Here is a 26,539-nt window from a genome sequence, read left to right as displayed (position 1 = left end):
ATGGCCAGTGCACGCCCTCTGCAGCGTTCCTTCTCCGGTGGTGAGGTGGCGCCGGAGTTGTTTGGCCGCATCGATGACGCCAAGTACCAGTCCGGCCTGGCACGGTGTCGCAACTTCATCACCAAGCCCCAGGGGCCCGCAGAAAATCGGGCGGGCTTCGCCTTCGTGCGGGCCGTCAAGGACTCCAGCAAGCGCACGCGTCTGATCCCCTTCACCTACTCAACTACCCAGACGATGGTGATTGAGCTGGGTGCTGGCTATTTCCGCTTCCACACAATGGGCGCCACGCTGCTGGATGGCGGCGTGCCCTATGAGGTGGCGAACCCCTACAGCGAAGCAGACCTGTTCGACATCCACTATGTGCAGTCGGCCGACGTTCTGACCCTGGTGCACCCTGGCTACGCCCCGCGCGAGCTGCGCCGCCTGGGGGCAGTCAACTGGTCGCTGGTAACCATCCCATTCGGTAGCCCTGTCGCCGCGCCCACCGGCCTGGTGATCACGACCGACGGTGTCACGACCCCACGGTACACCTACCGCTATGTCGTCACTGCCATCGGTGCCGACGGCGTTTCGGAGTCGCCGCCTTCCGCCTTTGGCAGCGTGAACAGCAACCTGTACGAAACCGGCTGCACCAACGGGATCGCGTGGAGCGCAGTGGCGGGGGCCACGCTTTACAACGTCTACAAGATGACGGCTGGCGTGTTCGGCTACATCGGCCAGACCGGCGCGCTGACCATGATCGATGACAACGTGGCGCCGGATCTGAGCAAGACGCCACCCGTCTATGACCCAGTGTTTCAGGCGGCGGGGGAATACCCGGGCGCGGTGTCGTACTTCGAGCAGCGGCGCTGCTTTGCGGGCACGCTGAACAAGCCGCAGGGCATCCTGATGACCAAGTCGGGCACCGAGTCGAACATGAGCTACTCACTGCCCATCCGCGACGATGACCGGATTTCTTTCCGCGTGGCTGCGCGCGAGGCGAACACCATCCGCCACATCGTGCCCCTAACCCAGCTCCTGCTCATGACCTCGTCGGCGGAGTGGCGCGTGACTTCGGTCAACAGTGACGCCATTACGCCCAGCACCATCAGCGTGCGGCCGCAGTCTTATGTGGGCTCGTCCAATGTTCAGCCGGTGGTCATCAACAACACCCTGATCTATGGGGCTGCCCGGGGCGGTCACATCCGCGAGCTGGCCTACAACCGCCAAGCAGAGGGCTTCGTGAGCGGGGATTTGTCCCTGCGCGCGGCGCACCTCTTCGACGGCCAGGAGGTGGTCGATATGGCCTATGCCCAGGCGCCGCAGCCCATCGTCTGGTTCGTGTCCACCTCGGGCAAACTGCTGGGCCTGACCTATGTGCCAGAGCAGCAGGTGGGGGCGTGGCACCGTCACGACACTGACGGTACCTTTGAGTCTTGCGCGGTGGTGGCCGAAGGGCGAGAAGACGTGCTCTATGTCGTGGTTCGGCGAGTCATCGGGGGCGTGTCGGTACGGTACGTTGAGCGCATGGCATCCCGACAGTTTGATACCCCGAGCGATGCGTTTTTCGTTGACAGCGGCGCCACCTACTCGGGAGCGCCTGCATCCACCGTCGTAGGCCTTTGGCACCTTGAGGGTAAGACGGTCAGCATCCTGGCCGATGGTGCGGTGCATCCCTCCCGCGTGGTCAGTGGGGGGAGCGTTTCCTTGGAGGCCCCAGCCAGCGTGATCCATGTGGGCTTGCCCATCGAGGCGGATCTGGAGACGCTTCCCCTCGCGCTGCAGCTGCAGGACGGCAGCTTCGGCCAGGGGTGGATCAAGGCAATCAACAAGGTATCCCTGCGGGTGTTCCGTTCGTCCGGGATCTTCGTGGGCCCTTCCGAGGACAAGCTGACGGAGGCCAAGCAGCGCACCACTGAGGTGTTCGGTGCGCCGCCTGGGCTCAGAACGGATGTGATCGATGTCACTCTGACGCCCAGCTGGGGGCAGAGCGGGCAAGTGTTTGTCCGCCAGCCGTACCCATTGCCACTCACCGTGGTTTCGCTGGTCGCCGAGGTGGCGCTGGGCGGCTCGTAGGGGTTGCACGTAGCAGCGGGTTTGCCGCGCACCATGCCGCATCCTCCCGGAGAACAGCATGGGATTTTCCTCAAGCCAGATGGCATCCGCCGCGCTGATTGGCCAGATCGGCGGCGCAGCCATGTCCACCGTTGGCAGCTACTACGGCGCGGCGTCGCAACGAACCGCCTTGCGCGGACAGGCCGCGATTGCCGACACCAATGCCCGCATCGCCGAGCTGGGCGCCCAGTCGGCCCTGCAGCAGGGTGAGCAGCAAGTCGCATCGCTCACCCTCAAGGCCGGGCAGCTCAAGAGCGGCCAGCGCGTGGCCTTGGCTGCGAATGGCGTGGACCTGGGCGCGGGCAACGCCGCCGAGATTCAGGCCAGCACGGACATCATGAAGGAGATCGACTCCAACACCATCCAGGCCAACGCCGTACGCAGTGCCTGGGGCTACCGCACCCAGGCCGTGAACTACCAAAACGAGGCCCTGGGCAAGCGGGCCACGGCCAGCGCAATCAGCCCCGTGGCCTCGGCCGCCACATCCTTGCTGGGTAGTGCCGGGAGCGTGGCAGGTAGCTGGTACGCACTGGGCAAGGCTGGCGCACTCGCGCCGCAGGACAACTGGGGTGACACCTACAAGTGGGGGAGGAACTGAGCATGCCCCGCGTTCCAACCTATGACAGCTTCCAGGCCGCACCGTCGGCCCTGCCACAGGCGCGCATCAACGCGCCGGATTTGCCTGATGTTGCGGGCCAGCAGGCCCAGCAGATGGGGCGGGCCATGGCCGGTGCCGGACAGGCCTTGGGCCAGATGGCTACCGATATGGAGCAGCAGGCCAACCAGCTGCGGGTCGATGACGCCCTGAACCGCGCCAAGGAGGCGGCGCTGCGCCTCACCTACGACAAGGATGCGGGCTTCTCTGCGCTCAAGGGCGTGAACGCCCTGCAGCGCCCTGACGGCAAGCCGCTGGCCGACGAGTACAGCGAAAACCTCAAGCGCCAGGTGGACGAGATCGCTGGCACGCTGGGCAACCCCGCGCAGCGCCAGGCCTTCGCGATGCACTCCAACGACATCCTGACCTCGTTTCGCGGCCAGGCCATCCAGCATGAGGCGCAGGAATACAAGACTTATGCGCTCTCTGTCACCGAGGGGATACAGGCGACTGCCAAACGCGACATTGAGCTGAACTGGAACAATCCCGATGCAGTGAGTTCTGCCGTGGAGCGCATCCGTGCGGAGACTTACCGGCAGGCCCAGCTACTGGGCAAGTCCGCAGAGTGGCAGGACGCACAAGCGCGCAAGCTCACAAGTGACGGGCACAGGACTGCGCTGAAGGCGGCCATTGAAAACAACAACGTTGCTTATGCAGACGGCTACCTGAAGAAGTATTCAGGCCAGATGGATATGGATGACATCCTGGCCGCGCGTGGGCTCATCACGAAGACCATGGATGCCCAGGTCGGCGTGGCAGCTGCGGCGGATGTTGTGACCCGCATGCAGCCACGCATCCAGACCAGCGAAGCTGAGCGCGCCTTCAATGTGGCGCTTGGCACGGAGTCGAACCACCGGCAGTTTGGCGCCGACGGCAAACCACTGACCTCGCCCAAGGGGGCGGTGGGCATCGCGCAGGTGATGCCCGGCACTGGGCCGGATGCCGCCAGACTCGCGGGACTGGAGTGGGATGAGGCCAAGTACAAAAACGATCCGGCCTACAACAAGGCCATCGGCATGGCCTACTTCCAGAAACAGCTGCAGGACAACGGGGGCGACCTGGCCAAGGCCTACGCCGCCTACAACGCTGGCCCGGGCCGCCTGCAGGACGCCATGAAGAAGGCCGCCCAGTCCGCGGACTTCGCGAAAGTGGACGGCAGCCTGAAGGCCGTGCCCTGGCTGCAGTACATGCCCAAGGAAACCCAGGCCTACGTCGAGAAGAACATGCGCGAGTTCGAGGCCGGGCAGGGCCAGGCGCAGCGCCCCACGTTTCAGGAAATTGACGACCAGCTGCGCAGCGACCCCCGCCTGGCTGGAAACCCCAATCGCTACAAGGTGGCCCGGGATGAGGCCGCGCGCCGCTTTGAGGAACAGACCAAGGCCATCAAGCAGCGGGACGAAGAGGCGGTGGCCACGGCCATGCGCGGGATCATCCAGAACGGGGGGCGCTTCACGGAACTCCCGGCGAGCGTGCGTGCGGCCGTGCCCCCGAAGGAGGTGGACAGCCTGATGGGCTTCGCTCAGAAGGTGTCCAAGGGCGATGACTCCACCAGCCTGTGGCTCTACAACGACCTGACCTCGCACCCTGAGAAGCTGGCCGCGCTCTCCGATGCGCAGTTTTTCGCCCTGCGGCGCGAGCTGTCCGAGGCTGATTACAAGCACTTCAGCGCCGAGCGCGCCAAGCGCACGGGCGCCGCCCCTGGCAGCAATGGCCCGGGCGATCTCAACAGCCAGGGCATCAAGCAGGTAATGGACGAGCGCCTGCGCGTGCTGGGCATCGACCCCACGCCCAAGGACGACGGCGGCAAGGACGCGGCGCGCATCGGCGGAATCCGCAAGTTCGTCAACGACTACTTCATGACGGCCCAGCGCGAGGCCGGCAAGAAGTTCACCGACGCCGAGGTGGCGCAGCACGTTGATGGGCTCTTCGCCCGCAATGCCACGTTCCGAGGGTTCTTCTCCAACTCCTCGGGACCAATGCTGACGATGAAAGTCGGGGACATCCCCAGCCAGGAGCGAACCGCCATTGAGGCGGCCTACAAGCGCCAGGGGGTGGAGAAACCCACAGACGCCCAGGTCATGGACATCTACTGGAAACGCCAGATCGCACGCAAATGAACGAATACGACGACCTCATCACCCAGTCTCTGCAGCCCGAGCCCGCCCAGGCCGCCCGCATCGGGTTTGCAGCAGCGGTTGACACAAACCCCGAGGCCTACGCCGAAGCGCGGCGCGTGGCCAAGCGCACAGGTGTCCCAGTGGATACGGCCTTCAATCTTCCCCAGGAGATGAAACGCCAGGACCGCATGGGCTCCATGGATTTCGACCGGCTGGCCGCGATGTCTCCGGCCACGGCGGCCATCCTTGCCGACGTGGACCAAGCGAAGATTGCGCACGACAACGTGGACAGCTTCAGCGGGATTGAGGGCGTGCTCACCGCTTTGGGAGGGGCCGCGAAATATGCGGTCAGCGCCCCCGGGGCGGCGCGTGGTGGGTTCGCCAGCGACGTGGGCCGCGCTGGGAGCGCTGGCCTGTCCGGGCTGCAACGCGCCAGCGCCGGGGTGGTGGGCCTAGCCCAGGCTCCTTTTGACATGGCCGCACCGCTGGCCGATCCGCTGGTGGGGCGTGTCCTGCCTGGTAACCCACTGCGCGCCACGGCGGAAGGGCTGGCACGCTACCGCCAGAGCATCGAAGCGCAGGCAAAGGCGTCCATGCCCCGGGCGGAGGGGCTGGTGGAGTCGGGTGTTTTCTCCGGCTTTGCATCACTTGCCAGCAACATGGCGGCCCTGCCACTGGCGTTCCTCCCCGGTGGCCAACCTGCAGCGATGGCCGCCATGACAGCACCAGTGGGCGGGCAGGCCTACGGCGAGGCGCGCGACAAAGGGGTGGGGGTTGTGCCTTCGCTCACTTTCGGCGCATCGCAGGCCGCCATCGAGTACGCCACCGAGAAGCTTCCGGTGTCGCGGCTGCTGGGCGATGTGCGGGCGGGCTCATCCTTGCTCAAAACGCTGGGCCACCAGTCCGCCCTGGAGGTTCCCGGCGAGCAAATCGCCACCGTGCTGCAGGATCTGAACGAGTGGGCCGTTCTGCACCCAGAGAAACCTTTTTCCTCGTACCTCGAAGAGCGCCCCAGCGCCGCAGCCCAGACCCTGATCGCCACGCTGGTCGGGGTGGGGGGCAATGTGGCGGTGATGCGCGGCATCGACAGCGTCATCACCGGGGACGAAGAGAAAGCGCGGCGCGCGCAGGCCTCCGAGCAGCAGGCTCAGCTGCTCCAGCAACTGACGGACCTTGCCAAAGCTGACAAGGTGCTGGCCCGCGATCCTGAAACCTTCGAGCAATTCGTTGCCAGCGCGGCAGAGGGCGGCCCGGCCACACAGGTTTTCATCGACGCTCAGACGCTCATGCAATCTGGCATGGCCGAGCAACTTGCGGCTGTGTCCCCGGCGGTGGCCGCACAGCTGCCCCAAGCGCTGCAGGTTGGTGGGCAGATTGCAATCCCGGTGCAGGAATATGCCAGCCGCATTGCGGGCAGCGAGTACGCCCAGAGCCTGGTCGATCACATCAAGACCGATCCCGAGGGGTTCAGCCGGGCTGAGGCCCAGCACTTCATGGACACCCGGGCCGACGAATTGAAAGCCCAGGTAGAGCAGGCATTGCAGCAGCAGGAGGGCGACAGCACGTTCAAGCAGTCGGCCGACGCCGTGCGCGCCAACGTGAAAACCCAGCTGGACACGGCGGGCCGCTTCACGCCCCAGGCGAACGACGCCTATGCGGCGATGGTGGGCAGCTTCTACGCAGTGCAGTCCGCCAAGCTGGGCATGACGCCCGAGGCGCTTTTCGAGCGCTACCCGTTGCGGGTAGTGGCTGAATCCGTGGTGGATGGTCAGCAATTTGACCAGGCTCTGGCAGCCCATCCGCCCAAGGGGTGGGCACACTCCACCACTGGGCAGGACGCGGCGAAACTGTGGGGCGCACCGAAGGGTGACACCAACGCTGTGTTCTGGACGGACCTGGGGGGCAAGCTGGCGCAGGACGCGCCGGAGCTGGCAGGGTATTCGCATTCGGTGGACCGAAGCCGGGTCGATCACATTCGCAAAAACCACGGCAACGAAGCCGCCGAAGCGTCACGCGGGCAGGTTGCCGTGACGGGCGCAGACGTGGCGCGCATCCCCGAGATCGTCACGGGCTATGACGCCATCGACGCCAACGTTTCAGTTCCGGCGGAAGTAGGGCCGGAGAAGGTGCGGGGCGTTGTGTTCGCCAAGCAGTATGAGGATGGGACGGTGGTTTACACCGGGTTGGTTTCCAGCAAGCGCCAGAATGTGCGTGGAGCCACGCTGTGGAAGTATCCCCCATCGGTTGATGCCCAGACCGCCGTGAAGCGGGCTGTCGCCAAGCTAACGTCCGAAACGTATGGGGGCATGGATGGGATTGTAGGGCCAGCGGGCGAAACGCTCAACCAGGCAGCGCGCGGCAGCTTCAACCCCGCAACCAACACCATTGCGCTGCTCAAGGCTGCGGACCTGTCCACGTTCCTGCATGAGACGGGGCACTTCTTTCTTGAGGTGCAGATGGACATGGCTTCGCGCCTGCAGCATGAGGCTGATGCCTTTGGGGACGACACCAACCAGCCCGACGAAGCCCAGATCCTTGCCGACGCACGCGCCGTTCTGGACTGGTTTGGCATCCAGAGCCTGGCCGAGTGGCACAACCTCGATTTCGAGGAGCGCCGTGCGCACCATGAACAATTCGCGCGAGGCTTCGAGGCGTACTTGTTCGAGGGGAAGGCGCCCAGCATCGAACTGCAGGGCCTGTTCCAGCGCTTTCGCGCGTGGCTGGTGGCTGTGTACAAGAATTTCAAGGCGCTCAACGTGGAGTTGACGCCCGAGGTGCGCAGCGTGTTCGACCGCATGCTGGCCACCAGCGAAGAGATCGCGCTGGCCGAGCAGGGGCGCAGCATGATGCCGTTGTTCGCCACTCCCGATCAGGCCGGCATGACGCCCGAGGCGTTCGCTGCCTACCAGGCACTGGGGTTGGATGCCACCAACACCGCCACCGAGGAGCTGCAGGCACGCGGGCTGCGCGACATGCAGTGGCTGCACAACGCGCGGGGGCGGATGCTCAAGCGCCTGCAGCGGGAGGCCAAGGACTTGCGCGCCGAGGCGCAAATTGACGCCCGCCGCGAGGTCATGAGGCAGCCGGTGTATCAGGCGTGGCAGCTGCTGTCGGGTCGAATCTCGCGTGATGACATGCTACCCGCTGACGCTGCCCGCGCAGCCTATCGCGAGGCCCTGGCTGAATGGAATGCCCAGCGGAAGACTGCCGAAACCGACGCCATCGAGCAGGCCCAGGCCATGGTCTGGCAGCAGTCGGATGAAGGCCAGATCAAGTACCGGAAGGCGGATAGCGCCGCCAAGGCGCAGGCCAAGGTTCTCAAGCGCGAGACTGCAGCTATCGATGCGGCGACCCGTGCGGCGCTACAAAAATGGGAGCAACAGAACCCCGCGCCACTTGACCCTGATTACCGCCCAAAGTCGGACCCCAACCGGATCGACCCCTCCATGGACTCGCTGCTGGTGGCCATTGCCAAGCTGGGTGGTTTGTCGCGAGAGTCTGCAGCCAATCACTTGGGCGTGCACCCGGATGACTTCAAGGCGCAGTCGGGCGTGTTCGGTAAGCCGGTTTTCCGCAAGACCGGCGGGATGACCGCCGACAGCATGGCCGAGGCGCTAACGGAGTATGGCTACCTGCCTCGCGACGAGCATGGAAAGCACGACCTGCACGACCTGGAAGACAAGATCGCCTCAGAGATCGGTGGTAGCCCGCAGTATTCCGCCGCCTTCGACTACAGCGCGCAGTTTGAGCCCGAGGCACCCGGCTTCGCAAACCCCGCCGCCCTATCGGCTGCGCGGCTGGACCTGGCCGCCCTGAGCGGCCTGGGTGTGCCCGCCGAGGTCGTCGCCCTGCTGAAGGAGCGAAAGATGACCGCACCGGATGGCCTGCACCCTGATGTGGCCGCCGAGCTGATCCTGACCGCTGAAGGTCAGGCTGCGTTCACCTCGGGCGATGAAATGGTGCGCGCACTGGCCGAGGCCGTCCCGCCCAGCGAAGCCATCGAGAACCTGACCGACTTGCTGATGCTGGAGCGCCACGGCGACCTTGCCACGCCCGAGGCCATCGAGCGGGCGGCCGACCAGGCCATCCACAACGACGTGCGCGCACGGTTGCTGGCGACCGAGGCGAACGCGCTGGCCAAGGCCACGGGCGAGAGCCGCGTGCTTTCGGATGCGGCCAAGACCTTCGCCGCCGACATGATCGCCCGCCTGCAAGTCCGCGCTGTGCGCACTGGGCAATACGCTGGCGCCGAGGTGCGCGCCGCCAAGGCGGCAGAGCGGGCGGCCAAGGCGGGCGACCTGGCCCAGGCGGCGGCCGAGAAACGAAACCAGCTGATCCAGCACCATGCCACGCGGGCCGCGCACAACGCGCTGGACGAGATCGACCGGGGCCTTCGCTACCTGAAGAAGTTCGACGGCGACATCAAGTCGCTCGATGCCGACTATGCCGAGCAGATCGCCAACCTGCTGGAGCGCTTCGACCTGCGCAAGGGCCAAAGCCTGAAGGCCGTGGACAAGCGCACGGCGCTGGCCCAATGGCTGGCCACCCAGCGCGAGGCCGGCCTGGAGCCCGACATTCCCGCGCAGCTGGAGAATGAGGCCTACCGCACGTCCTACAAGAACCTCACTGTCGAGGAGTTCCGTGGGCTGGTGGACACCATCCGGCAGATTGAGCACCTGGGCCGCCTCAAGAACAAACTGCTCACGGCGGCCGACCAGCGCAGCTACCAGGCGGCGCGCGACGAGATTGCGGCAGGCATTGCCGAGCATGCCCAGGGGCGGCAGGCTGACACGCGCACGCCCACCACCAACGCGGGGCGGGCGGTGCAAGGGCTCAAGCGCTTCTGGGCTGCCCACATCAAGGTGGCGACCTGGGCGCGGGTGATGGACGGGGGCAAGGACGGCGGCCCGGTATGGGAATACTTCCTGCGCAGCGCGAACGAGCGGGGCGACATGGAGACCACCATGCGTGCAGAGGCCACGGCCCGCCTGGCGGAAATCATGGCCCCGGTGTTTGCCCTGGGGAAAATGGGCGGCAAGGGGCAGTATTTCCCATCCATCCGGCGCAGCCTGAACCGCGAGTCTCGGATCGCAATCGCCCTGAACATGGGCAACGAGGGGAACATCCAGCGCCTGCTGGGGGGCGAGGGCTGGACCCGCGCGCAGATCGGCCCGGTGCTGCAGTCGCTCACGGCGCAGGAATGGCAAACCGTGCAGGCGGTCTGGGACCATTTCGAGAGCTACCGCCCGCAAATCGCCGCCAAGGAGTTGCGCGTGTATGGCAAGGAGCCCGCTTGGGTGGAGCCCTCGCCGCTGGCCATCACCACGCAGGACGGGCAGACGCTGACGTTGCGCGGCGGGTACTACCCCATCAAGTACGACCCGGCCGCCAGCCAGCGCGCGGAGCAGCATGCTGACGCCGAGGGCGCCAAGCGCCAGATGCAAGGCGCCTACACAACGGCCACTACGCGGCGCAGCTTCACCAAGTCCCGGGTGGAGGAGGTGTCCGGGCGACCGCTGCTCTACACGCTGTCGGGGATGTACGGCGGGGTCAACGACGTGATCCACGATTTGGCCTGGCATGAGTGGCTGATCGACGCGAACCGGCTGCTGCGTTCCAACACCATCGACACCGTGATCCGTGAGCACTATGGCCCCGAGGTCAAGCAGCAGTTCAAGAGCTGGGTGCAGGACGTGGCCGAGGGTGAGAAGGGCAGCGACGCGGCAGTGGACCAGGCGCTGTCCCGGCTGCGCCAGGGCGTCAGCGCGGCCGGCCTGGGCTTCAACGTGGTCAGCGCGCTGATCCAGCCCCTGGGCCTGACCCAGTCCATCACCCGGGTGGGTGTGGGTTGGATCGGCCGTGGGGTGGCGCGGTACATCGCCCACCCCAGGGACTTGGCGCGCGACATCAACGGGCGATCCGCCTTCATGGAGAACCGGGCCCGCACCCGCTTCCGCGAGCTGAACGAGCTGCGCAACCAAGTGCAGGACCAGAGCGCTTTCAACGAGTACGTGGGGCGCTATGCCTACTTCCTGATGATGCGCTGCCAGCAGGTGGTGGACCTGCCGACCTGGTGGGGTGCCTACGAGAAGGCCACGGCCGAGGGCAACGATGAAAACCGCGCGGTGGCGCTGGCCGATCAGGCGGTGATCGATGCCCAGGGGGGCGGGCAGACCAAGGATCTGTCGGCCATGGAGCGCGGTGGTCCCGCACAACGCCTGTTCACGGTCTACTACTCCTTCATGAACACGGCCCTGAACCTCGGGGTGGCGCAAACCATGACGGCCGACACCGCCGCCAAGAAGGGCAAGCTGGCGGTGGACTACGCCATGCTGTACGTGGTGCCCGCCGTGCTGGGGTACTTCCTGAAGAACGCGCTCACCCCTGGGGATTCAGGGGATGACGACTGGGAGAAGATCGCCAAAAAGCTGCTGGCCAACCAGATCGACTACCTGATGGGCCTCATGGTGGTGGTGCGCGAGTTTGGAGAGGCGGCCAAGACGGTGAGCGGCGCCAATGACATGGGCCGGGACTACACCGGCCCCGCTGGCCTGCGGCTGGTTTCAGACACCGGCACGCTGGCCAAGCAGGTGCACCAGGGCGAATTCGACACCGCGTTTCGCAAAGCCGCGATCAATGTCGTTGGCGATCTCTTCGGGCTGCCCAGCGCGCAGGCCAATCGCACGATCACTGGCGTCAACGCGCTGGCAGAAGGGAAGACCGAAAACCCTGCGGCCGTGGTCTTCGGGTTTCAGGAGAAAAGGTAGGCCTACTTTTCGAAGTAGTAGCCGGAGCGGCGGTAGCAAACGCCGTTCTTGGTGGGGCCGATGTTGGTGATAGACACGGAGACCTGGGCGCTGCCTTCCTTGGGGTATCCGGTGGCGCACACCCCAAACTTGTAGCTCGTCTTGCTCTGGGTGTAGAAGGTCGCGATGAACAGCATGCCGTAGAAGCGGTCATCTGAAGTCATCAGGGCGGCAGCGTCGGTTTCCCGGTAGGGCAGGCGCAGCTTTTCCTTGAGCAGGTCAATTTCGCTGGGGTTGATCGTGTCGCGGTAGTTGTCGAACGTGCGGCGGGGGAACAGGTTCTGGTTGTAGCTGTCGCCCTGGATGTTCGGGAAACTGGACCTCTCGTAGGGGTAGAAGATTTCCAGCACGGCGTCGCCCTTGTCCGACTCGGCCATGAACAACGTCGATGAATCCAAGGACTCCTGCGAATTGATCACCGAGCAAACCGTGACCGGATTGCCGCGCGTGGCAACGCCCGTGGAGCTGACGTTCGAGAGAATGCCTGGGCGGTTGTTCACCGGATAACACTCGGCCTGCGCAAACGCAGAACCCGCAGCCGCAGCCAGCAAGGCAACGAAAAGACGCTTCATGATTTCCCCTTTGCATTGTGAGCGGCCCTCCGCCGCATAGGTGCACGTATCGGCAGCCCCCACGAATAGCCTTGCGGCAATTTCTGGGTGCCTCCGCATGACAATTTCCTCTGAGGACCGCAAGGCTGGGCCCTATGACGGGAACGGCGTCGCGACACTCTTCCCCTTCGCGTTCAAAGTCATTGCCGCCACTTACGTGGAGGTGTACTTCACATCGCCCGAAGGGGTGGAACAAATTCTCACATTCGGGGATGACTATAGCGTCACCCTGAATCCTGACCAAGAAGTGTCTCCCGGCGGAGAGGTGCAAACCTTCGTCCCCTTGGCGCTGAATGCCAAGCTGACGATCACCAGCAATGTCCCCAACCTTCAGCCGCTGGCGCTGACCAACCAGGGCGGGTTCTTCCCAGGGGTCATCAACGCTGCTTTTGACCGGGTTGTCATCCTCATCCAGCAACTGGCATCACGCATCGGCCGCACGCTTCGTGCACCTATCACCGATCCTGAAGGCCTGTCCATGGTGCTGCCAGGCGCTGCTGACCGCGCCAATGCCATCCTGGCCTTTGACGCCACGGGCAAGCCCGTGGCCTACCCGCTCAGCGGTGTGCCTGGCGGTGGTGGGGGTGGTGGCACGGCCACGATCATCGTGGAGCTGAAAACGGCCACTGCAGGGCAGACGGTGTTCAACCTGACGAACGCATACACGCCGGGCAACAACAGCCTGTCGGTGTTCGTGAACGGCCTGCGCGCCACCCGTGGGGTGGACTTCACGGAAACGAACGCCACGCGAGTGACGTTCCTGGAAGCCCTGGAGGCAGACGACCGGGTGACGTTCGTCATCGGCGTTGCCGCCCCGGGTGGTGGCGGATCTGGCTCCGGCGACATGCTCAAGTCGGTGTACGACACGAACAACAGCGGGGTGGTGGATGCGGCCGAGTCCGTGCCGTGGAGTGGCGTGGGCAGCAAGCCCTCCACCTTCCCGCCGTCCAGCCATAGCCACGTCATGTCCGACATCGACAGCCTGGTCGCGACTCTGGACGCGATGGTGACGGCGATCAACGGCAAGCAGGCAGAACTCGTCAGCGGCACCAACATCAAAACGATCAACGGCGCCAGCCTGCTGGGTTCGGGGAATATCTCGATTGCGGGTTCTGGTGCCACGGACCACGGTGCTTTGAGCGGCCTTGAGGACGACGACCACACCCAGTATTTCAACCAGGCGCGAGGCGATGCGCGCTACTCGCAACCGGGTCACACCCACGCCATTGCCAATGTGACCGGGCTGCAGGCAGCGCTGGATGCAAAAGCGGCAACCACAACCCCCACCATCACCGGCCTGCGCGAGGTCAAGGTGGCAATGGCCGCCGTCAATATCGACCTGGCAACCGGCAATGTCTTCACCAAGACCATCACCGGTGCCGCCACGCTGACTGTGAGCAACGTGCCTGCGGCCGGCACCGTCGCGTCCTTCATCTTGAAACTGACCAATGGTGGCAGTGCGACGGTGACCTGGTTCTCTGGGGTGAAGTGGCCGGGCGGAACGGCCCCAGGGCTCACGGCTGCCGGCCGGGACAACCTGTATTTCGAGACCGACGACGGCGGCGCCACCTGGGACGGTTCGTTCCTGAAGGATGTGAAGTGAGCACGCGGGCACTGTTTGCCGGGGCTGCCGTAGTGGGTGGTGCGTCCTATCGGTACTGGCGGCTCTACATCACAGCGCTGAATTCAGGCGGCTCGCAGCTCTACATTTTTGAAGTGGAGCTGCGAGCATCGGTGGGCGGTGCTGACCTCACCGACTACAGCACCACCCCGGTGGCAGAAAGTTCGTTCTTCGACAACGGCGAAGGCACGGTTTACCTGGGTGCATACACGATAGACAACTACCTATCCGATGGCTGGCTCACCCCATCGGGAGCAATTCCAGCGTGGGTGCGGTACGACCTTGGAACCCCAAAAAGTGTCGTGGAATTTGCAATCCTTCCTTACCCGTCGGCCGGTTATTGCCCCAGGGATTTCAAGATTCAAGGCTCTACCGACGGCTCTTCTTGGCTCGATGTGAAGTCCTTCACCGCTGTCGCAGCCTGGACGGGCTGGCAAGCATTCAACCTCACCTGACAGCGCCATGCCATACCGCAACACCAAGACTGGCACCTTCGGCCACACCGTCGAAGAAGTGCGCGCCGCGAACCCCCGCACGTCCGTACCGGATGGCAAGCCCTGCGGCGACTTCGCCTGGTACGAGCCCACCGAACCTCCAGCAGGCCACCCGCTGCAGCAGCCTGTCGAACAGAAGCCTGTCAACGGCTCGCAGCGCTGGGCCTTGTCTGAGCTGCAGCCCAGCACGCTGGCGCCTTGGCTGCGCACCCAGCTGGTTTGGGAGTACGAGCAGCGCATGCGGGTGATCGCCTCCGGCTATCCGCCCAGCGAGCGCGAGAGCTGGCCCGTGCAGACGGCGGAGGCGCGGGCGCTGCTCGCGGACGCGAAGGCCGCAACGCCTTGGATTGACGCTGCGGCAACTGCCCGCGCGCTGGACCGCGCAGAGCTTGCCGCGCGCATCGTCTCCAAGGACGCGGCCTATCGCTCCATCCATGGCGCGCTGACTGGGATTCGGCAGCGCATCGAAGACGACATCGGTGCAGCAGGCGACGACCTTGCTGCACTCCTTGCCATTGATGTGGCGAAAGGTTGGCCAGCATGAACTTCGTCAAGCACCTCACAACCGCAGGCGTGCCCGCGCACCTCCACGCCGAAGCCGTGGCCTGTCTGGAAGAGGCCCGCGAGCGCGCCAGCGGGCTGAACTGGGCCAAGTGGAAGGTGCGCCTGTTCAAGGCCGGTCAGATTTCGCGACTGCTGGCCTGGGGCGATGAGCGCCTGATCGACGTGCGGCCCGACCTGGCCGACTGGGACATCGCGCCCATGGTCAACATCACCGCCCACGGCGACAACGTGCCTTGGCCCGATGGCCGCCCCGCACCGGGCGCCTGGCTGGACGACACACCCGAGGCGCGCGCGGCCAACTACTGGTGCAAGGGTGAGCACCCTCGCAGCCAGAAGTCCCGCAAGGCCTGGTATCGCCGCAATGCTGGCGAGTACCGCGCGTGGCGCCTGGGCGCTCCGGCGGACCCGACCCAGCCCGTGCAGGTGTGGCGAGGCGGTGGCGTGACCGTGCGGCGCCACAACGGCGCCTGGATGGTTCTGGCTGCCGACCGGTGGCTGGGCCTGGTGCCTGTGCGTGTGCGCATCGGCTACGAAATCGACAACGTGCTGCGCGATGACGGCATTCGGCTCTGGTTCCCGATCCAAGGTCACGACCTGCGCGCGCCTGTCACCTGGTCGGTGCTGCCTGGGGGGCGCGCATGAGCGACTATCAAGGTCCAGAGCGGCGCGCTCGTTCTCCCGCCGAAGTTCGCCTCACCGACGAGACCGGCGCATGGCTCGAAGAAAAGATGGCCGCCGCCGTGCGCGAGGGCATCAAGGGCGCAATGACCGAGGAGACCGCCGCAGCCTTTTGGGCCGCAGGCCTCACCGTGTTGCAGAGGCAGGCCACACAGCACGCCGGCCGCTTCGTTCTGGGCGGGCTGTGGGGGCTGCTGCGCCGCGCCAGCCTGTTCGTGACTTTGGGCGGAATCGTCTATGCCATCGGCGGCTGGGCCGCACTGGCAACCCTGTTCAAAACCCTGTTCTCTAGCGGAGGTACGCCGTGAAGACATCCCCCCAGGGCATCGCTCTGATCCGTGAATTCGAAGGCTTCCGCGCTGAGGCCTACCGCGACCCCGTGGGCATCTGGACCATCGGCTACGGTTTTACGAAAGGCGTGCGCCAGGGCGACACGATGACCCGCGAGCAGGCGGATCAGCGCTTGCGCGTCGAGTTGGCCGACTACGAGGCGGGAGTGCTGCGCGTCACGGGTGGCAATCTCACCCAGGCGCAGTTCGACGCGCTGGTTTCATTCGCGTGGAATGTGGGCGTGAAGGGCATGGCGGGATCCAGCGTCATCAAGGCCCATGTGCGCGGCGACTATCAGGCAGCGGCGCGTGCGTTCGCGCTGTGGAACAAGGCCGGTGGCAAGGTGTGGCCGGGCCTAACGCGCCGCCGCGCCGCCGAGGCCGCGCTGTACCTGCGCGAGGAAGAGGGCCCGCAGCCCATGCCTCAGGCCGTGGAGCCCGAGCGCCCTATGGCCGCCAGTTCCATCAACCGCGCTGGTGTGGTGGCCGGTGGCACTGCTGCCGTTGCCACTGTGGCCGAGACCGCGCGCACCGTAGCTGATGTGAAGTACAGCGCGCAGAGCCTGGGCGACTGGCTGGTGCCCGTGCTGCTGCTGGTCGTGGTGGCGCTGTGTGGATACATCGTGTGGGAGCGCGTGAAGCAGCGCCGCGAGGGGTGGTCGTGATGTTCGACAAGCTCAAGGCCTACGGCGCCATCGCTGCCGCCCTGGTGCTGGGCGCGCTGCTGGTGGTGCAGACCGCGCGGCTGCACACCGCCCAGCTCGATGCGGCGACCGCCCGCACCAAGAACGCCCAGACCCTGGCGCATATCGCCGACCTGACAGCCAAGGCCCTGCGCGCTGTGCGTGCGCAAGAAGCCCGTTGGGCCGCCGACCAAGAAAGGAATGCCCGTGAAACCGCTACAAAAATCGAAGCTGCTAACGCTGATGCTGCCAGCGCTCGCCGTGCTTCTGGCCGCCTGCAGCAACGCATCGATGCCCTTGTCGCCGCAGCCCGTCGATCAGGCGCGAATCCCGGCACTGAGCCCGCAGTCGCGTCAACCGGTGATCCCATCGGAGTGCTTGCCGACGTGCTCGGCCGCGCTGACCAAAGAGCGGGAGTCCTGGCTGAGTACGCCGACAAAGCCCGAATCGCCGGGCAGTCCTGCGAGCGCGACTACGACGCGCTGACCAAACCGCCCCGGCCCACCCCCTGAACACCGAGGAAAAAGATGGCCACCCTCCTGACATCCAAACAAGTCAGCCACAAGCCCGCAGCGGCTGGCGCAACAGTGCGCACGCTGCGCGACAGGCTCAGTGATGTGCTGTGTGTCACTGACTTTGGCGCCAAGGGCGATGGCGTGACCAACGACTCCAGTGCCATTCAGGCCTGCATCACTGCGGCCAAGGCGGTGGGCAAGGGCGTCTACTTCCCGGACGGCGTGTACATCATTTCGTCGCTCGCCGCCCAGTCCGGGCGGGTGTTCCTGAACGGATCGGGCGGCGTGACCCTGCGCGGCACCTTTACCTATCAGGACAACTTCCCCCTGTCGGCCGCCACCATCACGCCGTTGACCCCCACGGCCCCGTATTTCTCGGCGGTAGGCATCAACTTCCAGAGCACATCCAGCGACTACGGGCTCAAGCTCCTGACCGCAGAGCAGGGCGGTTTCATCAGCACGTTCTCCATCACACGCTGCAACTTCTACGGCAACAAGGGATTGCTGGCCCGGCACATGATCGGGTTCCAGATCGCGAACTGCGAGTTCAACAACGTGGTGGCGGGCGCGCGGTTCGAGAGCTGCACGAATGGGATTGTCACGGGCTGCCGCTGGCAGAACCAGGCGGAGTCTGGGGTGTGGATCACGCGGGCGAGCGATCAGACCCTGCGCTGGCCAGGTGGCGAGAACATCAAGCTCATCGGCTGCGAGTTTGCCGTCTGCACCTATGGGATCGTGGCGGACCAGTGCGCGTTCCTGGTGGTGGACAGCTGCCTGCTGGACTATTGCGGCGTGCCCTTGTTCCTCAGCGGGGCGGCCTATTCCAAGACCTCGAACACGTACTATGGGGCGGCAAACAACGCGGTGGCGCTGTTCAGCGGCGTGCCCGGCTATCTTGCCCCAGTGACAAGCGGCGTGGCCGCCTATGGTCGGCCTGGTGGCTCGCCGCTGGGCAGCCGCACCGTGGGCCTGACCGCTCACAACTGCGAGTTCGTGAACTACGTTCCGGGGTCAAGCAACCCCATCGTGGTGCTGGACGGCTATATCAATGGCACCTACCCCATGTCGGCCGAGCGCATCGGCTTCACGGGCTGCCAGATCTACGCCAGCGATACCCATTCGGCGGGCACGCTGCTCTATGTCAAGTCAGCCGCCATCGTGGCGGTGGTGGGCAACCGCTTCCTGTCCTACAACATGAGTTCGTCGCTGGTGGACGCCTGGCGCGCCGAGAGCTGCGACAGCTTCATCGGGCACTCGAACGACTTCCACCAGTGCCGCCAGTCCGGGGTTTTGGTTGGCAGCTCCTACGAGAAGCCGGTGGGCGGGGTCTACGTGCAGTCCGCTGAGCCGACGGTCGGCGTCAAGCCGGGCGACATCTGGGTGCAGCCGTAATGGCAACCATGTTTGTGCGCAATGCGGCTGGCACCGGCTGGTTCAACGCCGCCAGCGCCGCAGGTTTCAAGATTCGGAACGCAGCCGGCACGGGGTGGATTGACCGCACGGGGAGCCTCTCAGGTGTGCTGGCTCGCAATGCCGCTGCCACTGGCTGGCTGTCCTTCGGTGGCGGCTCGCCGACCTACAGTGTTTCATCCAGCGCCGGTTCGGTGGCTGAGGGCGGCACCGTCACCTTTACCGTGTCAGCGCCATCGATGGGGAGTGGCACGCTGTACTGGACCAATGCCGGGTCTACGGATGGGGCGGATTTCTCCGACGGGCAGAACAGCGGCAGCGTGGCGATCTCGGGTGGCGCTGGCTCGATCTCGCGCACGCTAGTGTCGGACGGGGTCACGGAGGGGGCGGAGACCATCGTCCTGCAGCTGCGCACGGGCAGCACTGGCGGGACCATTGTGGCCACGGCCTCGGCGGTGAACGTGACCGATACGGGCACTCCGGTGCCCACGCAGCTGAGCCTGGCCCAGAATGGCCTGGACTTCCTGTACTTGCCGACCGGCAGCAGCAGCGACCCAGCGATCTACAACGACCTGATCGCCACGGTAGACACGTCCAATTTCTACAGTTCGGTCCCCGACCCGTATGCGCACGTTGTGTTTGCTCTCGACTGCAGTGGCGGCCAGGGCTCAAACAACCCGCACTCGGCCCCCATCATTCGCAACGGCGCGAACCTTTGGGCCGTGGGCCGGGGCTTCATCATTCTTGCGGATGGCTCGATCAAGGCCGAGCAGTGGAATGGCACATTCAGCCCAGCCTTTTTGGACATCACCAACACCTCGGGGACGACCTTCAACCCGGCGTCCAATCCCGTTTTCACGGTGCGCATCAAGGCTGGCTACCGGACGGGCCTCTGGGCCAACACAATGACCATCGAGGTGCGCGCGGGGGCTGGCATCTATGGGCCGTTGCTGTTCTCCGGGGTGGCCCCGGGGTGGGGCTGGGATTGGTCAGGCTCGCACAAGGTGTCCATGGCCATCATCGGCGGCTTTGTTGCGCCTTCAGGCCCGAGTGAGGACCTATCTCCAAGACCAGGCTCTGGGGCGACCCTGCCGTTTTCTGGGCTGGACCTGCGGCTGTTCTGATTTGGCTGTTGTTTTGTCCAGTAGTGCAAAATCTCCGGATGCCTCCCGACCAGATCGTTCAAGCCGCCCTCGCCATCCTTGGTCCTGCCGCCATCTGGCTCTCGCAGAGCCGCAGCGCCCAGTGGCAGCGCTGGGCCTGCATCGTCGGCCTGGTCAGCCAGCCGTTCTGGTTCTGGTCGGTTTGGAGCAGTGGCCAGTGGGGCGTGGGCGTGGTGGCTGTGGTTTGTGCACTGGCCTGGCTCAAGGGTTTGTGGGTTCACTGGCTAGCGCCCCGGCCGCCGTCGGGTATCGCTATGCTGTCGCTGCCACCAGAGAGCCGCCTGAAATAGTGCGGCGACCCATGGCTCAAATCTGAGCCACCATCCTGATCTTCGTGGGGATGGTCCAGTTTTGGACCATCCATTTTCAACTCGTCCAGCATGCTCCTGACCCTGCACATCAGCAAGATTGAACCCGGAAACTATCGAGTGCTCGTCCTGGACGGCCGGGAAGAGCTGGACCAGTGGGGCGCCCCGAACATCGGCGCCGCCATTCGGCAATGCAGCCAGGCCGAGATGCCCGACCTATCTGGGTTCCACATTTGGTACGAGCATGTCTGCGTGGGCACCACCACGATGAGCAACATGCGGATCGACCCCGAGGGCATCGCACAGCGGTTGATGGCGCTGCATGGTGCGGTGCGTGGGTGAGGGCCCACGACTACAAAACCGACTGCAAAATATTCCAGAAATTATTCCGGCAGGGCCAGGGCGACCCGGGCACCGTCCAACCGGACCAGCACGGCCCTGGTGTCGTCGCCTCAACCACCGGCACGCATGCCAGTGATCCGGGGTACACATTGCCCGCCTCGGGCAGCATGGCAGCCAGGGCCTCTCGGTGCTTTCGCTGGAACTGGCGGAACAGGTCGGGCCCCAGTTCGATGCGCGCTGGCATGAGGCGCCCAGCCCGTGGCTCCGAGTAGATTGCGTCCACCAGCAGGGCGATCAAGTCGTGCATTTGCGGGAGATTCCTGCGGGAGAAATCCGGGGAATTGAGGGGAGAATAGGGGTGCTGTTGCGCTGCGTCTAGCTGTAAGGCATTGATGTGCAATGCGCGAAATTATGGTTCGAGTCCAATCGCGCCTACCAAGTTTTTTCTGAAAGAAACCAGCTTTCAGCGCATCAAAAAACTTGGAAAATCAAGCCGACCTCTCATGGTCGGCTTTTTTGTTTGTCTGCCCGCCTCGTAATGCTGCAGCCGAGGCAGGTGTCCACGGCGCGTGCTTGCATCAACGGGCTCCGCGCCACCCGTTTCTTCCCTCTCCATTTCGTGTCTCTTGTGTCCTTGCTTCTGACGCGAGTTTCCTCGGATTGCCTGCCGCGCGCCTCTTGCTCGGTGCGCGTCTTAAGGGGCTCATAAGGCACTTCTGCCATGCTCTTATTGTTGACGACCTCCCTCCCTCTTGCTTTTGGCAAGAGTTCGGCCCGCCCCCGTGCGGGCTGCTTTTTTTCTGCGGCGATATCGTGAAGAGTGGAGCGAACTGAACGGGTGATGCGCCCGTGATCCACAGCACAGCCAGACCAGGAGAATCCCGGGTGTCGCAGCCGTGACAGGTGGCGTCAGCACCCCATCAGGGTATTCCTTTGCCGCTGCGGTGGTGCACCTTCCCTAGAATGTGCTGCACTGCAATACATGGGTTTCGAGCCCGAGGAGTTCGTCGTGTCCGAACAGAAAAGTGCCGCGTCCAAGTCGGCCCAGCGTGTCATCAAGAAGTATCCCAACCGCCGTCTGTACGACACAGACACCTCCACCTACATCACCCTGGCCGAAGTGCGCCAACTGGTCATGGACCACCAGCAGGTGGTGGTGCGCGATGCCAAGACGGGCGAAGACCTCACGCGCAGCATTCTGCTGCAGATCATTCTGGAAGAAGAGGCCGGTGGCGCCCCCATGTTCACCGAGGCAGTGCTCGCCAACATCATCCGGTTCTATGGCCATGCCATGCAGGGCTTCATGGGGGCCTATCTGGAAAAGAACGTGCAAGCCTTCACGGATGTGCAGACCAAGCTGGCCGAACAATCGCAGAGTGTGACGCCGGAGATGTGGGCGCAGTTCATGAACCTGCAGTCGCCCATGCTCAAGGGCATGATGGGCAACTATGTGGAGCAGTCCCAATCCATGCTCACGCAGATGCAGGAGCAGATGCAGAAACAGACCGAGCAGATGCTGGGAGCGTTCGGCTTGAAGCGGTAAGGCTCGCGGGGCTGCCCGGGCTGCGGTTCGTTTGGTGCCAGGGGGAGGGCGCTATCGGCAGCCTAGCGCAGCCGGATTCACGGCGCACCGGGGGGCTTTGCTCCACCCCTGTTCAGCCACCGCAAAACGCCGCTCCGGCCGCACTGGAGGGACTCCCTCACCGGCCAGGCGCCGGAACTGGGACAATACAGGGTTATGAGCGAAGCACTCTCCCCCACAAAAACTCCCAAAGTCGGATTTGTCAGCCTGGGCTGCCCCAAGGCGCTGACCGATTCCGAACTCATCCTCACGCAACTGAGCGCCGAGGGCTACGAAACCTCCAAGACCTTCCACGGCGCCGATCTGGTCATCGTCAATACCTGCGGTTTCATTGATGACGCCGTCAAGGAAAGCCTGGACACCATTGGTGAGGCGCTGGCCGAAAACGGCAAGGTCATCGTCACGGGCTGCCTGGGCGCACGTGCGTCCGAAGGTGGCGGCAACATGGTGCGCGAGATGCATCCCAGCGTGCTGGCCGTGACTGGCCCGCATGCCACACAGGAGGTGATGGACGCCGTTCACCTGAACCTGCCCAAGCCGCACGACCCGTTCATCGACCTGGTGCCCGGCGGTTTTGGCATCGCGGGCATCAAGCTCACGCCCAAGCACTACGCTTACCTCAAGATCAGCGAGGGCTGCAACCACCGTTGCACCTTCTGCATCATCCCGTCGATGCGCGGCGACCTGGTGTCGCGGCCCATTGGCGATGTGCTGAGCGAGGCCAAGGCCTTGTTCGAAGGCGGCGTGAAAGAGCTGCTGGTCATCAGCCAGGACACTTCGGCCTACGGCGTGGACGTGAAGTACCGCACCGGCTTCTGGGACGGCAAGCCCGTCAAGACCCGCATGCTGGAGCTGGTGCAGACCCTGGGTGAGATTGCCGAACCCTACGGCGCCTGGGTGCGCCTGCACTATGTGTACCCCTATCCAAGCGTGGACGAAGTGGTCCCGCTCATGGCCACGGGCAAGGTACTGCCTTACCTGGATGTGCCCTTCCAGCACAGCCACCCCGATGTGCTCAAGCGTATGAAGCGCCCCGCCAGCGGCGAGCGCAATCTGGAGCGCATCCAGCGCTGGCGCGAGGCCTGCCCCGAGCTGGTCATCCGCAGCACCTTCATAGCGGGCTTTCCGGGCGAGACAGAGGAAGAGTTCCAGCACCTGCTCGACTTTGTGCGTGAGGCGCAGATCGACCGTGCAGGCTGCTTTGCCTACAGCGACGTGAACGGCGCCGCCGCCAACGAGCTGCCCGGCATGCTGCCCATGGAAGTGCGCGAAGAGCGCCGCGCCCGCTTCATGGCGGTGGCCGAGGAAGTCTCTATCGCCAAGCTGCAGCGCCGCGTGGGCGCGACCATGCAGGTGCTGGTGGACCATGCGCCCGCTTTGGGCAAGAAGGGCGGCCGGGGCCGCAGCTATGCCGATGCGCCTGAGATTGATGGCGTGGTGCACCTGCTGCCGCCCGAGAAGATCAGCAAGCAGCTCAAGGTGGGCGAGTTCACCAAGGCGCGCATCGTGGGCACGCAGGGACACGATCTGGTGGCTGTGCCGGTGTGATGAGGCCTGAGGGGCGGGTGCTATTGTTTTTATAGCTTTAAGCGCTTGTCTATCAGGCGCCAAGCCCCAAAAAAACCAATAAAAAAGGCTTCCCGAGGGAAGCCTTTTTTGTGGACCGGGGCAGAAGCTGCCTCAGACGCGCTTGCGGTATTCGCCGGTGCGGGTGTCGATTTCGATCTTGTCGCCTTGCGACACGAACAGGGGCACGGGCACTTCGAAGCCGGTGGCGATCTTGGCGGGCTTCATGACCTTGCCGGAGGTGTCGCCCTTGACAGCGGGTTCCGTCCAGGTGATTTCGCGCTCGACGCTGGTGGGCAGTTCGACCGAGATGGCCTTGCCGTCGTAGAACACCACTTCAACGGCCATGCCGTCTTCCAGGTAGTTCAGCGAGTCGCCCATGTTTTCGGCTTCGACTTCGTACTGGTTGTACTCGGTGTCCATGCACACATACATGGGATCGGCGAAGTAGGAGTAGGTGCACTCCTTCTTGTCCAGGATCACGTTGTCGATCTTGTCGTCGGCTTTGAACACGACTTCGGTGCCGAAGTTGCCGATCAGGCTCTTGAGCTTCATGCGCACGGTGGCTGCGCCGCGGCCGCCACGGGCGTATTCGGTCTTCAGGACAACCATGGGGTCCTTGCCGTGCATGATCACGTTGCCGGCGCGGATTTCTTGAGCGATTTTCATAGCGAGTTGCTTGGGTTGGGGCCGCTCAACGCGCGGGCCGGTGGCTTTCTGTGGTCTCTTGGGAGGGCAGAAGGCGCGCCGTGCCGATGCATGTTCCGCGGCGGGAATGCGCGAGGGCTGGACACCGGTGTGCCGCACCTGATTTGCGCAAAGCCTCGGATTTTACCGTTTTTCGGCGACAAAGCCCAAAAGTTGTGCCACGAGGTTGTCCTGCGTCAGCAGGCGGGCACGGGCGGCTGCAATGCAGGCGGTCCACTCTGCCAGGGTGTCGTCGCCGGGCCACTGCAGGGGCTCAGTGTTGAGCCCATTCCAGGTGGCGTGGAACTGCCGCAGCGATTGTGGGGCCTGCAACCAGTCCAGAAACGCCCAGAGCTTGTCATGGTGCGCGTTGTCATCCTGGGGGTAGATGTGCCAGACCAGTGCCTGCCCGGCCCACAGCGCCCGCACCAGCGAGTCTTCGCCGCGCACCAGGTTGAGGTCGCAGGCCCACAGCATGTCGTCAAACGCCGTTTGGGTGCGTGCTGGCAGGTATGAAATGCATAGCTGTCCGCGCTTGCCAGATGCGCCAGGGAGGGTGTTTTGACTATGTACTTCGGTGGCGCCCAGTGCGGCCTGCACCGCAGCCTTGGGGCGGCCCGGCGTGACGAGCAGCTGCGTGGGCCTAGCTTGGCTGTGCTGCAGCAGTTCGGGCAGGGCGGCGGGCTCGTAGCAGAACAAGGACACCCAGCGCTGCCCGGGGGCGGCCTCGCCCAGGCCGAATTCCTTGGCGTGCGCACTGCGCCACGCGGTGCTGTCAAATGCCTGGCGCCGCACCATCAGGTCGGGCTCGCGCAGCAGTCCGCCCGTGGCGGGCGTAAAGCCAGGGTAGAAAAACCAGCGTGTCCAGCCCGCAGCGGGCCCTGACAGGAGGGGTGACGGCAGCCGGTGGGTGCGCTCCACATAACGCTCCGCCGACAGGTACTCCAGATTGATCCACACAGGTTTTTGGCTGCCTGCGCGCGACTGGTATGCGCTATAAGCTATGAATTCAGGAGCAATCTCGCAGCCGAACGCTTCCACCATCACATCGGGCGTCCGTTCGTGGGCGCCGGGCGGGGGCGACCCCCAGGCGCGCAGCTCCACGCCCGGGCAGCCTGCAGGCGCCATCCACCTGAGGGCCGAGGCATCGTCCACCCACAGGCGCACGTGGTGCCCCAGGGTGGCCAGTTGCGCCACCAGCCGCCAGCACACGCCGATGTCGCCAAAGTTGTCGATCACGCGGCAGAACACGTCCCATTGCAGGGCGGGGAGCGCGGGCTTCACGGGGGGCTTGGCTGTCATACCCTGTTGTCCTCAGGTGCTGCGCCAGCGCGCAAATGGTCCACCAGCAGCCGCGCCACGCTGGAGAGGGATTCTTCCGAGCGCACGCACAGCACCAGCTGCCGGTGCGCCCAGGGCTCGTTCAGCGTGACCACGCGGATGGGCTGCGAGCCCTTGTACAGCGCGGCGCTGCCACGCGGCATCACGCCCACGCCGAGGCCAGCCGCCACCATCAGGCACAGTGCGTCGTAGCTGGTGACCTGCATGCGCAGGCGCAGCGGCAGGCCGGCTTCGGAGGCCGCGCGGGTCAGCTGGTTGTTGATGGCGCTGCCCGGGTGCGCGCCCACAAAGTCGTAGGGCAGGGCGTCGGCCAGCCGGGCCGACTTGCGGCGCGCCAGCGCATGGCCCGTGGGCACCACCAGCACCAGCTCGTCGGTGCGGTAGGGCAGCTGTACCACGCGGTCGCCGTACTGGCCCTCGTTGAGGATGCCCACATCAGCCGCGTTCTCGGCCACGGACTGGGCGATGGCTGTGCTGATCTGCTCCTGCAGCCGCACGTCCACCTGCGGGTGCAGCGCCATGAAACTCTGCAGCTGCGCCGGCAAGAACTGCGTGATGGCCGAGATGTTGGCCACCACCCGCACATGGCCGCGCAAGCCCGCGCCGTAGTCGCGCATCTGGCTGGCGATGCCGTCCAAATCATTGAGCACGCCACGCGCCAGGTTCAGCAGCGCATAGGCTGCAGCCGTGGGCTCGGTGCCCTTGTTGCTGCGGGTGAACAGCGCCACGTGCAGCGCGTCTTCCAGGTCGGCCAGGCGGCGGCTCACGGCCGATGCGGCAATGTGCTCGCGCGCAGCAGCGGCGGCGATGGTGCTTTCTTCCATCACGGCCACAAACAGGCGCAGGGAGACGGGGTCGAGTTTCATGGGGGCCTGATGGTAACAAGCGCAGCAACTGCCATGCCGGTTTGCGATGGCATCTTGTTGCTTGAGCGATTTACGGCCCCGCGCGCCCTGCGCATCATTCGCCCCGA

Annotated in this window: 22 protein-coding genes; 17 read left to right on the top strand and 5 right to left on the bottom strand. The window is 64.8% G+C overall.

Features of this window, described 5'->3' with window-relative positions:
• Genes ACSQ3O_RS17385 through ACSQ3O_RS17370 form a run of 4 tightly spaced genes read left to right on the top strand, consistent with a single transcriptional unit; the run spans position 1 to position 11,633 of the window.
• Positions 1–2,055 carry a hypothetical protein gene (locus ACSQ3O_RS17385; RefSeq protein ID WP_436139838.1) on the top strand — a complete coding sequence of 685 codons (2,055 nt, stop codon included), beginning with the start codon at positions 1–3 and terminating at the stop codon, positions 2,053–2,055.
• A gap of 58 nt (positions 2,056–2,113) precedes the next feature.
• Positions 2,114–2,692 (top strand): virion core protein, T7 gp14 family, encoded by a 579-nt coding sequence (locus ACSQ3O_RS17380; RefSeq protein WP_291466673.1) that lies wholly within the window; start codon positions 2,114–2,116, stop codon positions 2,690–2,692.
• Between the two features lie 2 nt (positions 2,693–2,694).
• Positions 2,695–4,866, top strand: a complete 2,172-nt coding sequence (locus ACSQ3O_RS17375) for a transglycosylase SLT domain-containing protein (RefSeq protein WP_436139837.1) — start codon at positions 2,695–2,697, stop codon at positions 4,864–4,866.
• Entirely contained in the window at positions 4,863–11,633 is a 6,771-nt protein-coding gene (locus ACSQ3O_RS17370; protein ID WP_436139836.1) for a hypothetical protein, read from the top strand. The genes ACSQ3O_RS17375 and ACSQ3O_RS17370 overlap by 4 nt, the downstream gene beginning before the upstream one ends.
• Before the next feature lie 2 nt (positions 11,634–11,635).
• On the opposite strand, the gene ACSQ3O_RS17365 is transcribed toward ACSQ3O_RS17370, so the two are convergent.
• Complete coding sequence (locus ACSQ3O_RS17365) at positions 11,636–12,244, bottom strand: hypothetical protein (RefSeq protein ID WP_436139835.1); 609 nt, start codon at positions 12,242–12,244, stop codon at positions 11,636–11,638.
• A 97-nt stretch (positions 12,245–12,341) separates the two neighbouring features.
• Here ACSQ3O_RS17365 and ACSQ3O_RS17360 point away from each other — a divergent pair, with 97 nt between their 5' ends.
• From ACSQ3O_RS17360 to ACSQ3O_RS17310, 11 genes are all read left to right on the top strand, one after another.
• Positions 12,342–13,886, top strand: coding sequence for a hypothetical protein (locus tag ACSQ3O_RS17360; RefSeq protein WP_436139834.1), 1,545 nt, complete (start codon positions 12,342–12,344; stop codon positions 13,884–13,886).
• The gene (locus tag ACSQ3O_RS17355) at positions 13,883–14,359 is read left to right on the top strand and encodes a discoidin domain-containing protein (RefSeq protein WP_436139833.1); all 477 of its coding nucleotides are present in this window, start codon (positions 13,883–13,885) and stop codon (positions 14,357–14,359) included. Before ACSQ3O_RS17360 ends, ACSQ3O_RS17355 begins: the two co-directional genes overlap by 4 nt.
• Positions 14,360–14,366: 7 nt before the next feature.
• Positions 14,367–14,942, top strand: a complete 576-nt coding sequence (locus ACSQ3O_RS17350) for a hypothetical protein (protein ID WP_436139832.1) — start codon at positions 14,367–14,369, stop codon at positions 14,940–14,942.
• The gene (locus ACSQ3O_RS17345) at positions 14,939–15,604 is read left to right on the top strand and encodes a hypothetical protein (RefSeq protein WP_436139831.1); all 666 of its coding nucleotides are present in this window, start codon (positions 14,939–14,941) and stop codon (positions 15,602–15,604) included. Before ACSQ3O_RS17350 ends, ACSQ3O_RS17345 begins: the two co-directional genes overlap by 4 nt.
• A complete protein-coding gene (locus ACSQ3O_RS17340) occupies positions 15,601–15,948 on the top strand; it encodes a hypothetical protein (protein WP_436139830.1) in 348 nt (115 codons plus the stop codon). Before ACSQ3O_RS17345 ends, ACSQ3O_RS17340 begins: the two co-directional genes overlap by 4 nt.
• Entirely contained in the window at positions 15,945–16,634 is a 690-nt protein-coding gene (locus ACSQ3O_RS17335) for a lysozyme (protein ID WP_436139829.1), read from the top strand. The genes ACSQ3O_RS17340 and ACSQ3O_RS17335 overlap by 4 nt, the downstream gene beginning before the upstream one ends.
• Complete coding sequence (locus ACSQ3O_RS17330; protein WP_436139828.1) at positions 16,634–17,164, top strand: DUF2514 family protein; 531 nt, start codon at positions 16,634–16,636, stop codon at positions 17,162–17,164. Before ACSQ3O_RS17335 ends, ACSQ3O_RS17330 begins: the two co-directional genes overlap by 1 nt.
• Positions 17,165–17,179: 15 nt before the next feature.
• Complete coding sequence (locus tag ACSQ3O_RS17325; protein ID WP_436139827.1) at positions 17,180–18,559, top strand: glycosyl hydrolase family 28-related protein; 1,380 nt, start codon at positions 17,180–17,182, stop codon at positions 18,557–18,559.
• Entirely contained in the window at positions 18,559–19,701 is a 1,143-nt protein-coding gene (locus tag ACSQ3O_RS17320; protein ID WP_436139826.1) for a hypothetical protein, read from the top strand. The genes ACSQ3O_RS17325 and ACSQ3O_RS17320 overlap by 1 nt, the downstream gene beginning before the upstream one ends.
• Positions 19,702–19,739: 38 nt before the next feature.
• Positions 19,740–20,030 carry a hypothetical protein gene (locus tag ACSQ3O_RS17315; protein WP_436139825.1) on the top strand — a complete coding sequence of 97 codons (291 nt, stop codon included), beginning with the start codon at positions 19,740–19,742 and terminating at the stop codon, positions 20,028–20,030.
• A gap of 90 nt (positions 20,031–20,120) precedes the next feature.
• Positions 20,121–20,390 (top strand): hypothetical protein, encoded by a 270-nt coding sequence (locus ACSQ3O_RS17310; RefSeq protein WP_436139824.1) that lies wholly within the window; start codon positions 20,121–20,123, stop codon positions 20,388–20,390.
• A gap of 10 nt (positions 20,391–20,400) precedes the next feature.
• On the opposite strand, the gene ACSQ3O_RS17305 is transcribed toward ACSQ3O_RS17310, so the two are convergent.
• Positions 20,401–20,697 carry a hypothetical protein gene (locus ACSQ3O_RS17305; RefSeq protein WP_436139823.1) on the bottom strand — a complete coding sequence of 99 codons (297 nt, stop codon included), beginning with the start codon at positions 20,695–20,697 and terminating at the stop codon, positions 20,401–20,403.
• Between the two features lie 675 nt (positions 20,698–21,372).
• On the opposite strand from ACSQ3O_RS17305, the gene phaR reads away from it, so the two are divergent.
• Both phaR and rimO read left to right on the top strand, forming a co-directional pair.
• On the top strand, positions 21,373–21,933 hold the full coding sequence (phaR, locus tag ACSQ3O_RS17300; RefSeq protein ID WP_063459464.1) for a polyhydroxyalkanoate synthesis repressor PhaR: 561 nt from the start codon (positions 21,373–21,375) through the stop codon (positions 21,931–21,933).
• Positions 21,934–22,128: 195 nt separating this feature from the next.
• Entirely contained in the window at positions 22,129–23,520 is a 1,392-nt protein-coding gene (gene rimO / locus ACSQ3O_RS17295; protein ID WP_436139822.1) for a 30S ribosomal protein S12 methylthiotransferase RimO, read from the top strand.
• A gap of 132 nt (positions 23,521–23,652) precedes the next feature.
• On the opposite strand, the gene efp is transcribed toward rimO, so the two are convergent.
• The 3 genes from efp to ACSQ3O_RS17280 all read right to left on the bottom strand — a co-directional run bounded on the left by efp (position 23,653) and on the right by ACSQ3O_RS17280 (position 26,432).
• Entirely contained in the window at positions 23,653–24,207 is a 555-nt protein-coding gene (efp, locus tag ACSQ3O_RS17290; protein WP_108616691.1) for an elongation factor P, read from the bottom strand.
• 162 nt (positions 24,208–24,369) lie between these two features.
• Complete coding sequence (gene earP / locus ACSQ3O_RS17285) at positions 24,370–25,527, bottom strand: elongation factor P maturation arginine rhamnosyltransferase EarP (protein WP_436139821.1); 1,158 nt, start codon at positions 25,525–25,527, stop codon at positions 24,370–24,372.
• The gene (locus ACSQ3O_RS17280) at positions 25,524–26,432 is read right to left on the bottom strand and encodes a LysR family transcriptional regulator (RefSeq protein ID WP_436139820.1); all 909 of its coding nucleotides are present in this window, start codon (positions 26,430–26,432) and stop codon (positions 25,524–25,526) included. Before ACSQ3O_RS17280 ends, earP begins: the two co-directional genes overlap by 4 nt.
• Positions 26,433–26,539: the final 107 nt, after the last annotated feature.

This window comes from Acidovorax sp. LjRoot74 (assembly GCF_964254355.1).
Classification (GTDB): Bacteria; Pseudomonadota; Gammaproteobacteria; order Burkholderiales; family Burkholderiaceae_C; genus Acidovorax.
Note: the sequence above shows the minus strand (reverse complement) of the source record. Positions and strands in the feature narration are given on the sequence as shown.

Bases quoted from the DNA above. Each gene is read 5' to 3' on its own strand.
- ACSQ3O_RS17385 (WP_436139838.1), top strand. From the start codon at position 1: ATGGCCAGTGCACGCCCTCTGCAGCGTTCCTTCTCCGGTGGTGAGGTG.
- ACSQ3O_RS17380 (WP_291466673.1), top strand. From the start codon at position 2,114: ATGGGATTTTCCTCAAGCCAGATGGCATCCGCCGCGCTGATTGGCCAG.
- ACSQ3O_RS17375 (WP_436139837.1), top strand. From the start codon at position 2,695: ATGCCCCGCGTTCCAACCTATGACAGCTTCCAGGCCGCACCGTCGGCC.
- ACSQ3O_RS17370 (WP_436139836.1), top strand. From the start codon at position 4,863: ATGAACGAATACGACGACCTCATCACCCAGTCTCTGCAGCCCGAGCCC.
- ACSQ3O_RS17365 (WP_436139835.1), bottom strand. From the start codon at position 12,244: ATGAAGCGTCTTTTCGTTGCCTTGCTGGCTGCGGCTGCGGGTTCTGCG.
- ACSQ3O_RS17360 (WP_436139834.1), top strand. From the start codon at position 12,342: ATGACAATTTCCTCTGAGGACCGCAAGGCTGGGCCCTATGACGGGAAC.
- ACSQ3O_RS17350 (WP_436139832.1), top strand. From the start codon at position 14,367: ATGCCATACCGCAACACCAAGACTGGCACCTTCGGCCACACCGTCGAA.
- ACSQ3O_RS17345 (WP_436139831.1), top strand. From the start codon at position 14,939: ATGAACTTCGTCAAGCACCTCACAACCGCAGGCGTGCCCGCGCACCTC.
- ACSQ3O_RS17340 (WP_436139830.1), top strand. From the start codon at position 15,601: ATGAGCGACTATCAAGGTCCAGAGCGGCGCGCTCGTTCTCCCGCCGAA.
- ACSQ3O_RS17330 (WP_436139828.1), top strand. From the start codon at position 16,634: ATGTTCGACAAGCTCAAGGCCTACGGCGCCATCGCTGCCGCCCTGGTG.
- ACSQ3O_RS17325 (WP_436139827.1), top strand. From the start codon at position 17,180: ATGGCCACCCTCCTGACATCCAAACAAGTCAGCCACAAGCCCGCAGCG.
- ACSQ3O_RS17320 (WP_436139826.1), top strand. From the start codon at position 18,559: ATGGCAACCATGTTTGTGCGCAATGCGGCTGGCACCGGCTGGTTCAAC.
- ACSQ3O_RS17315 (WP_436139825.1), top strand. From the start codon at position 19,740: ATGCCTCCCGACCAGATCGTTCAAGCCGCCCTCGCCATCCTTGGTCCT.
- ACSQ3O_RS17310 (WP_436139824.1), top strand. From the start codon at position 20,121: ATGCTCCTGACCCTGCACATCAGCAAGATTGAACCCGGAAACTATCGA.
- ACSQ3O_RS17305 (WP_436139823.1), bottom strand. From the start codon at position 20,697: ATGCACGACTTGATCGCCCTGCTGGTGGACGCAATCTACTCGGAGCCA.
- phaR (WP_063459464.1), top strand. From the start codon at position 21,373: ATGGGTTTCGAGCCCGAGGAGTTCGTCGTGTCCGAACAGAAAAGTGCC.
- rimO (WP_436139822.1), top strand. From the start codon at position 22,129: ATGAGCGAAGCACTCTCCCCCACAAAAACTCCCAAAGTCGGATTTGTC.
- efp (WP_108616691.1), bottom strand. From the start codon at position 24,207: ATGAAAATCGCTCAAGAAATCCGCGCCGGCAACGTGATCATGCACGGC.
- earP (WP_436139821.1), bottom strand. From the start codon at position 25,527: ATGACAGCCAAGCCCCCCGTGAAGCCCGCGCTCCCCGCCCTGCAATGG.
- ACSQ3O_RS17280 (WP_436139820.1), bottom strand. From the start codon at position 26,432: ATGAAACTCGACCCCGTCTCCCTGCGCCTGTTTGTGGCCGTGATGGAA.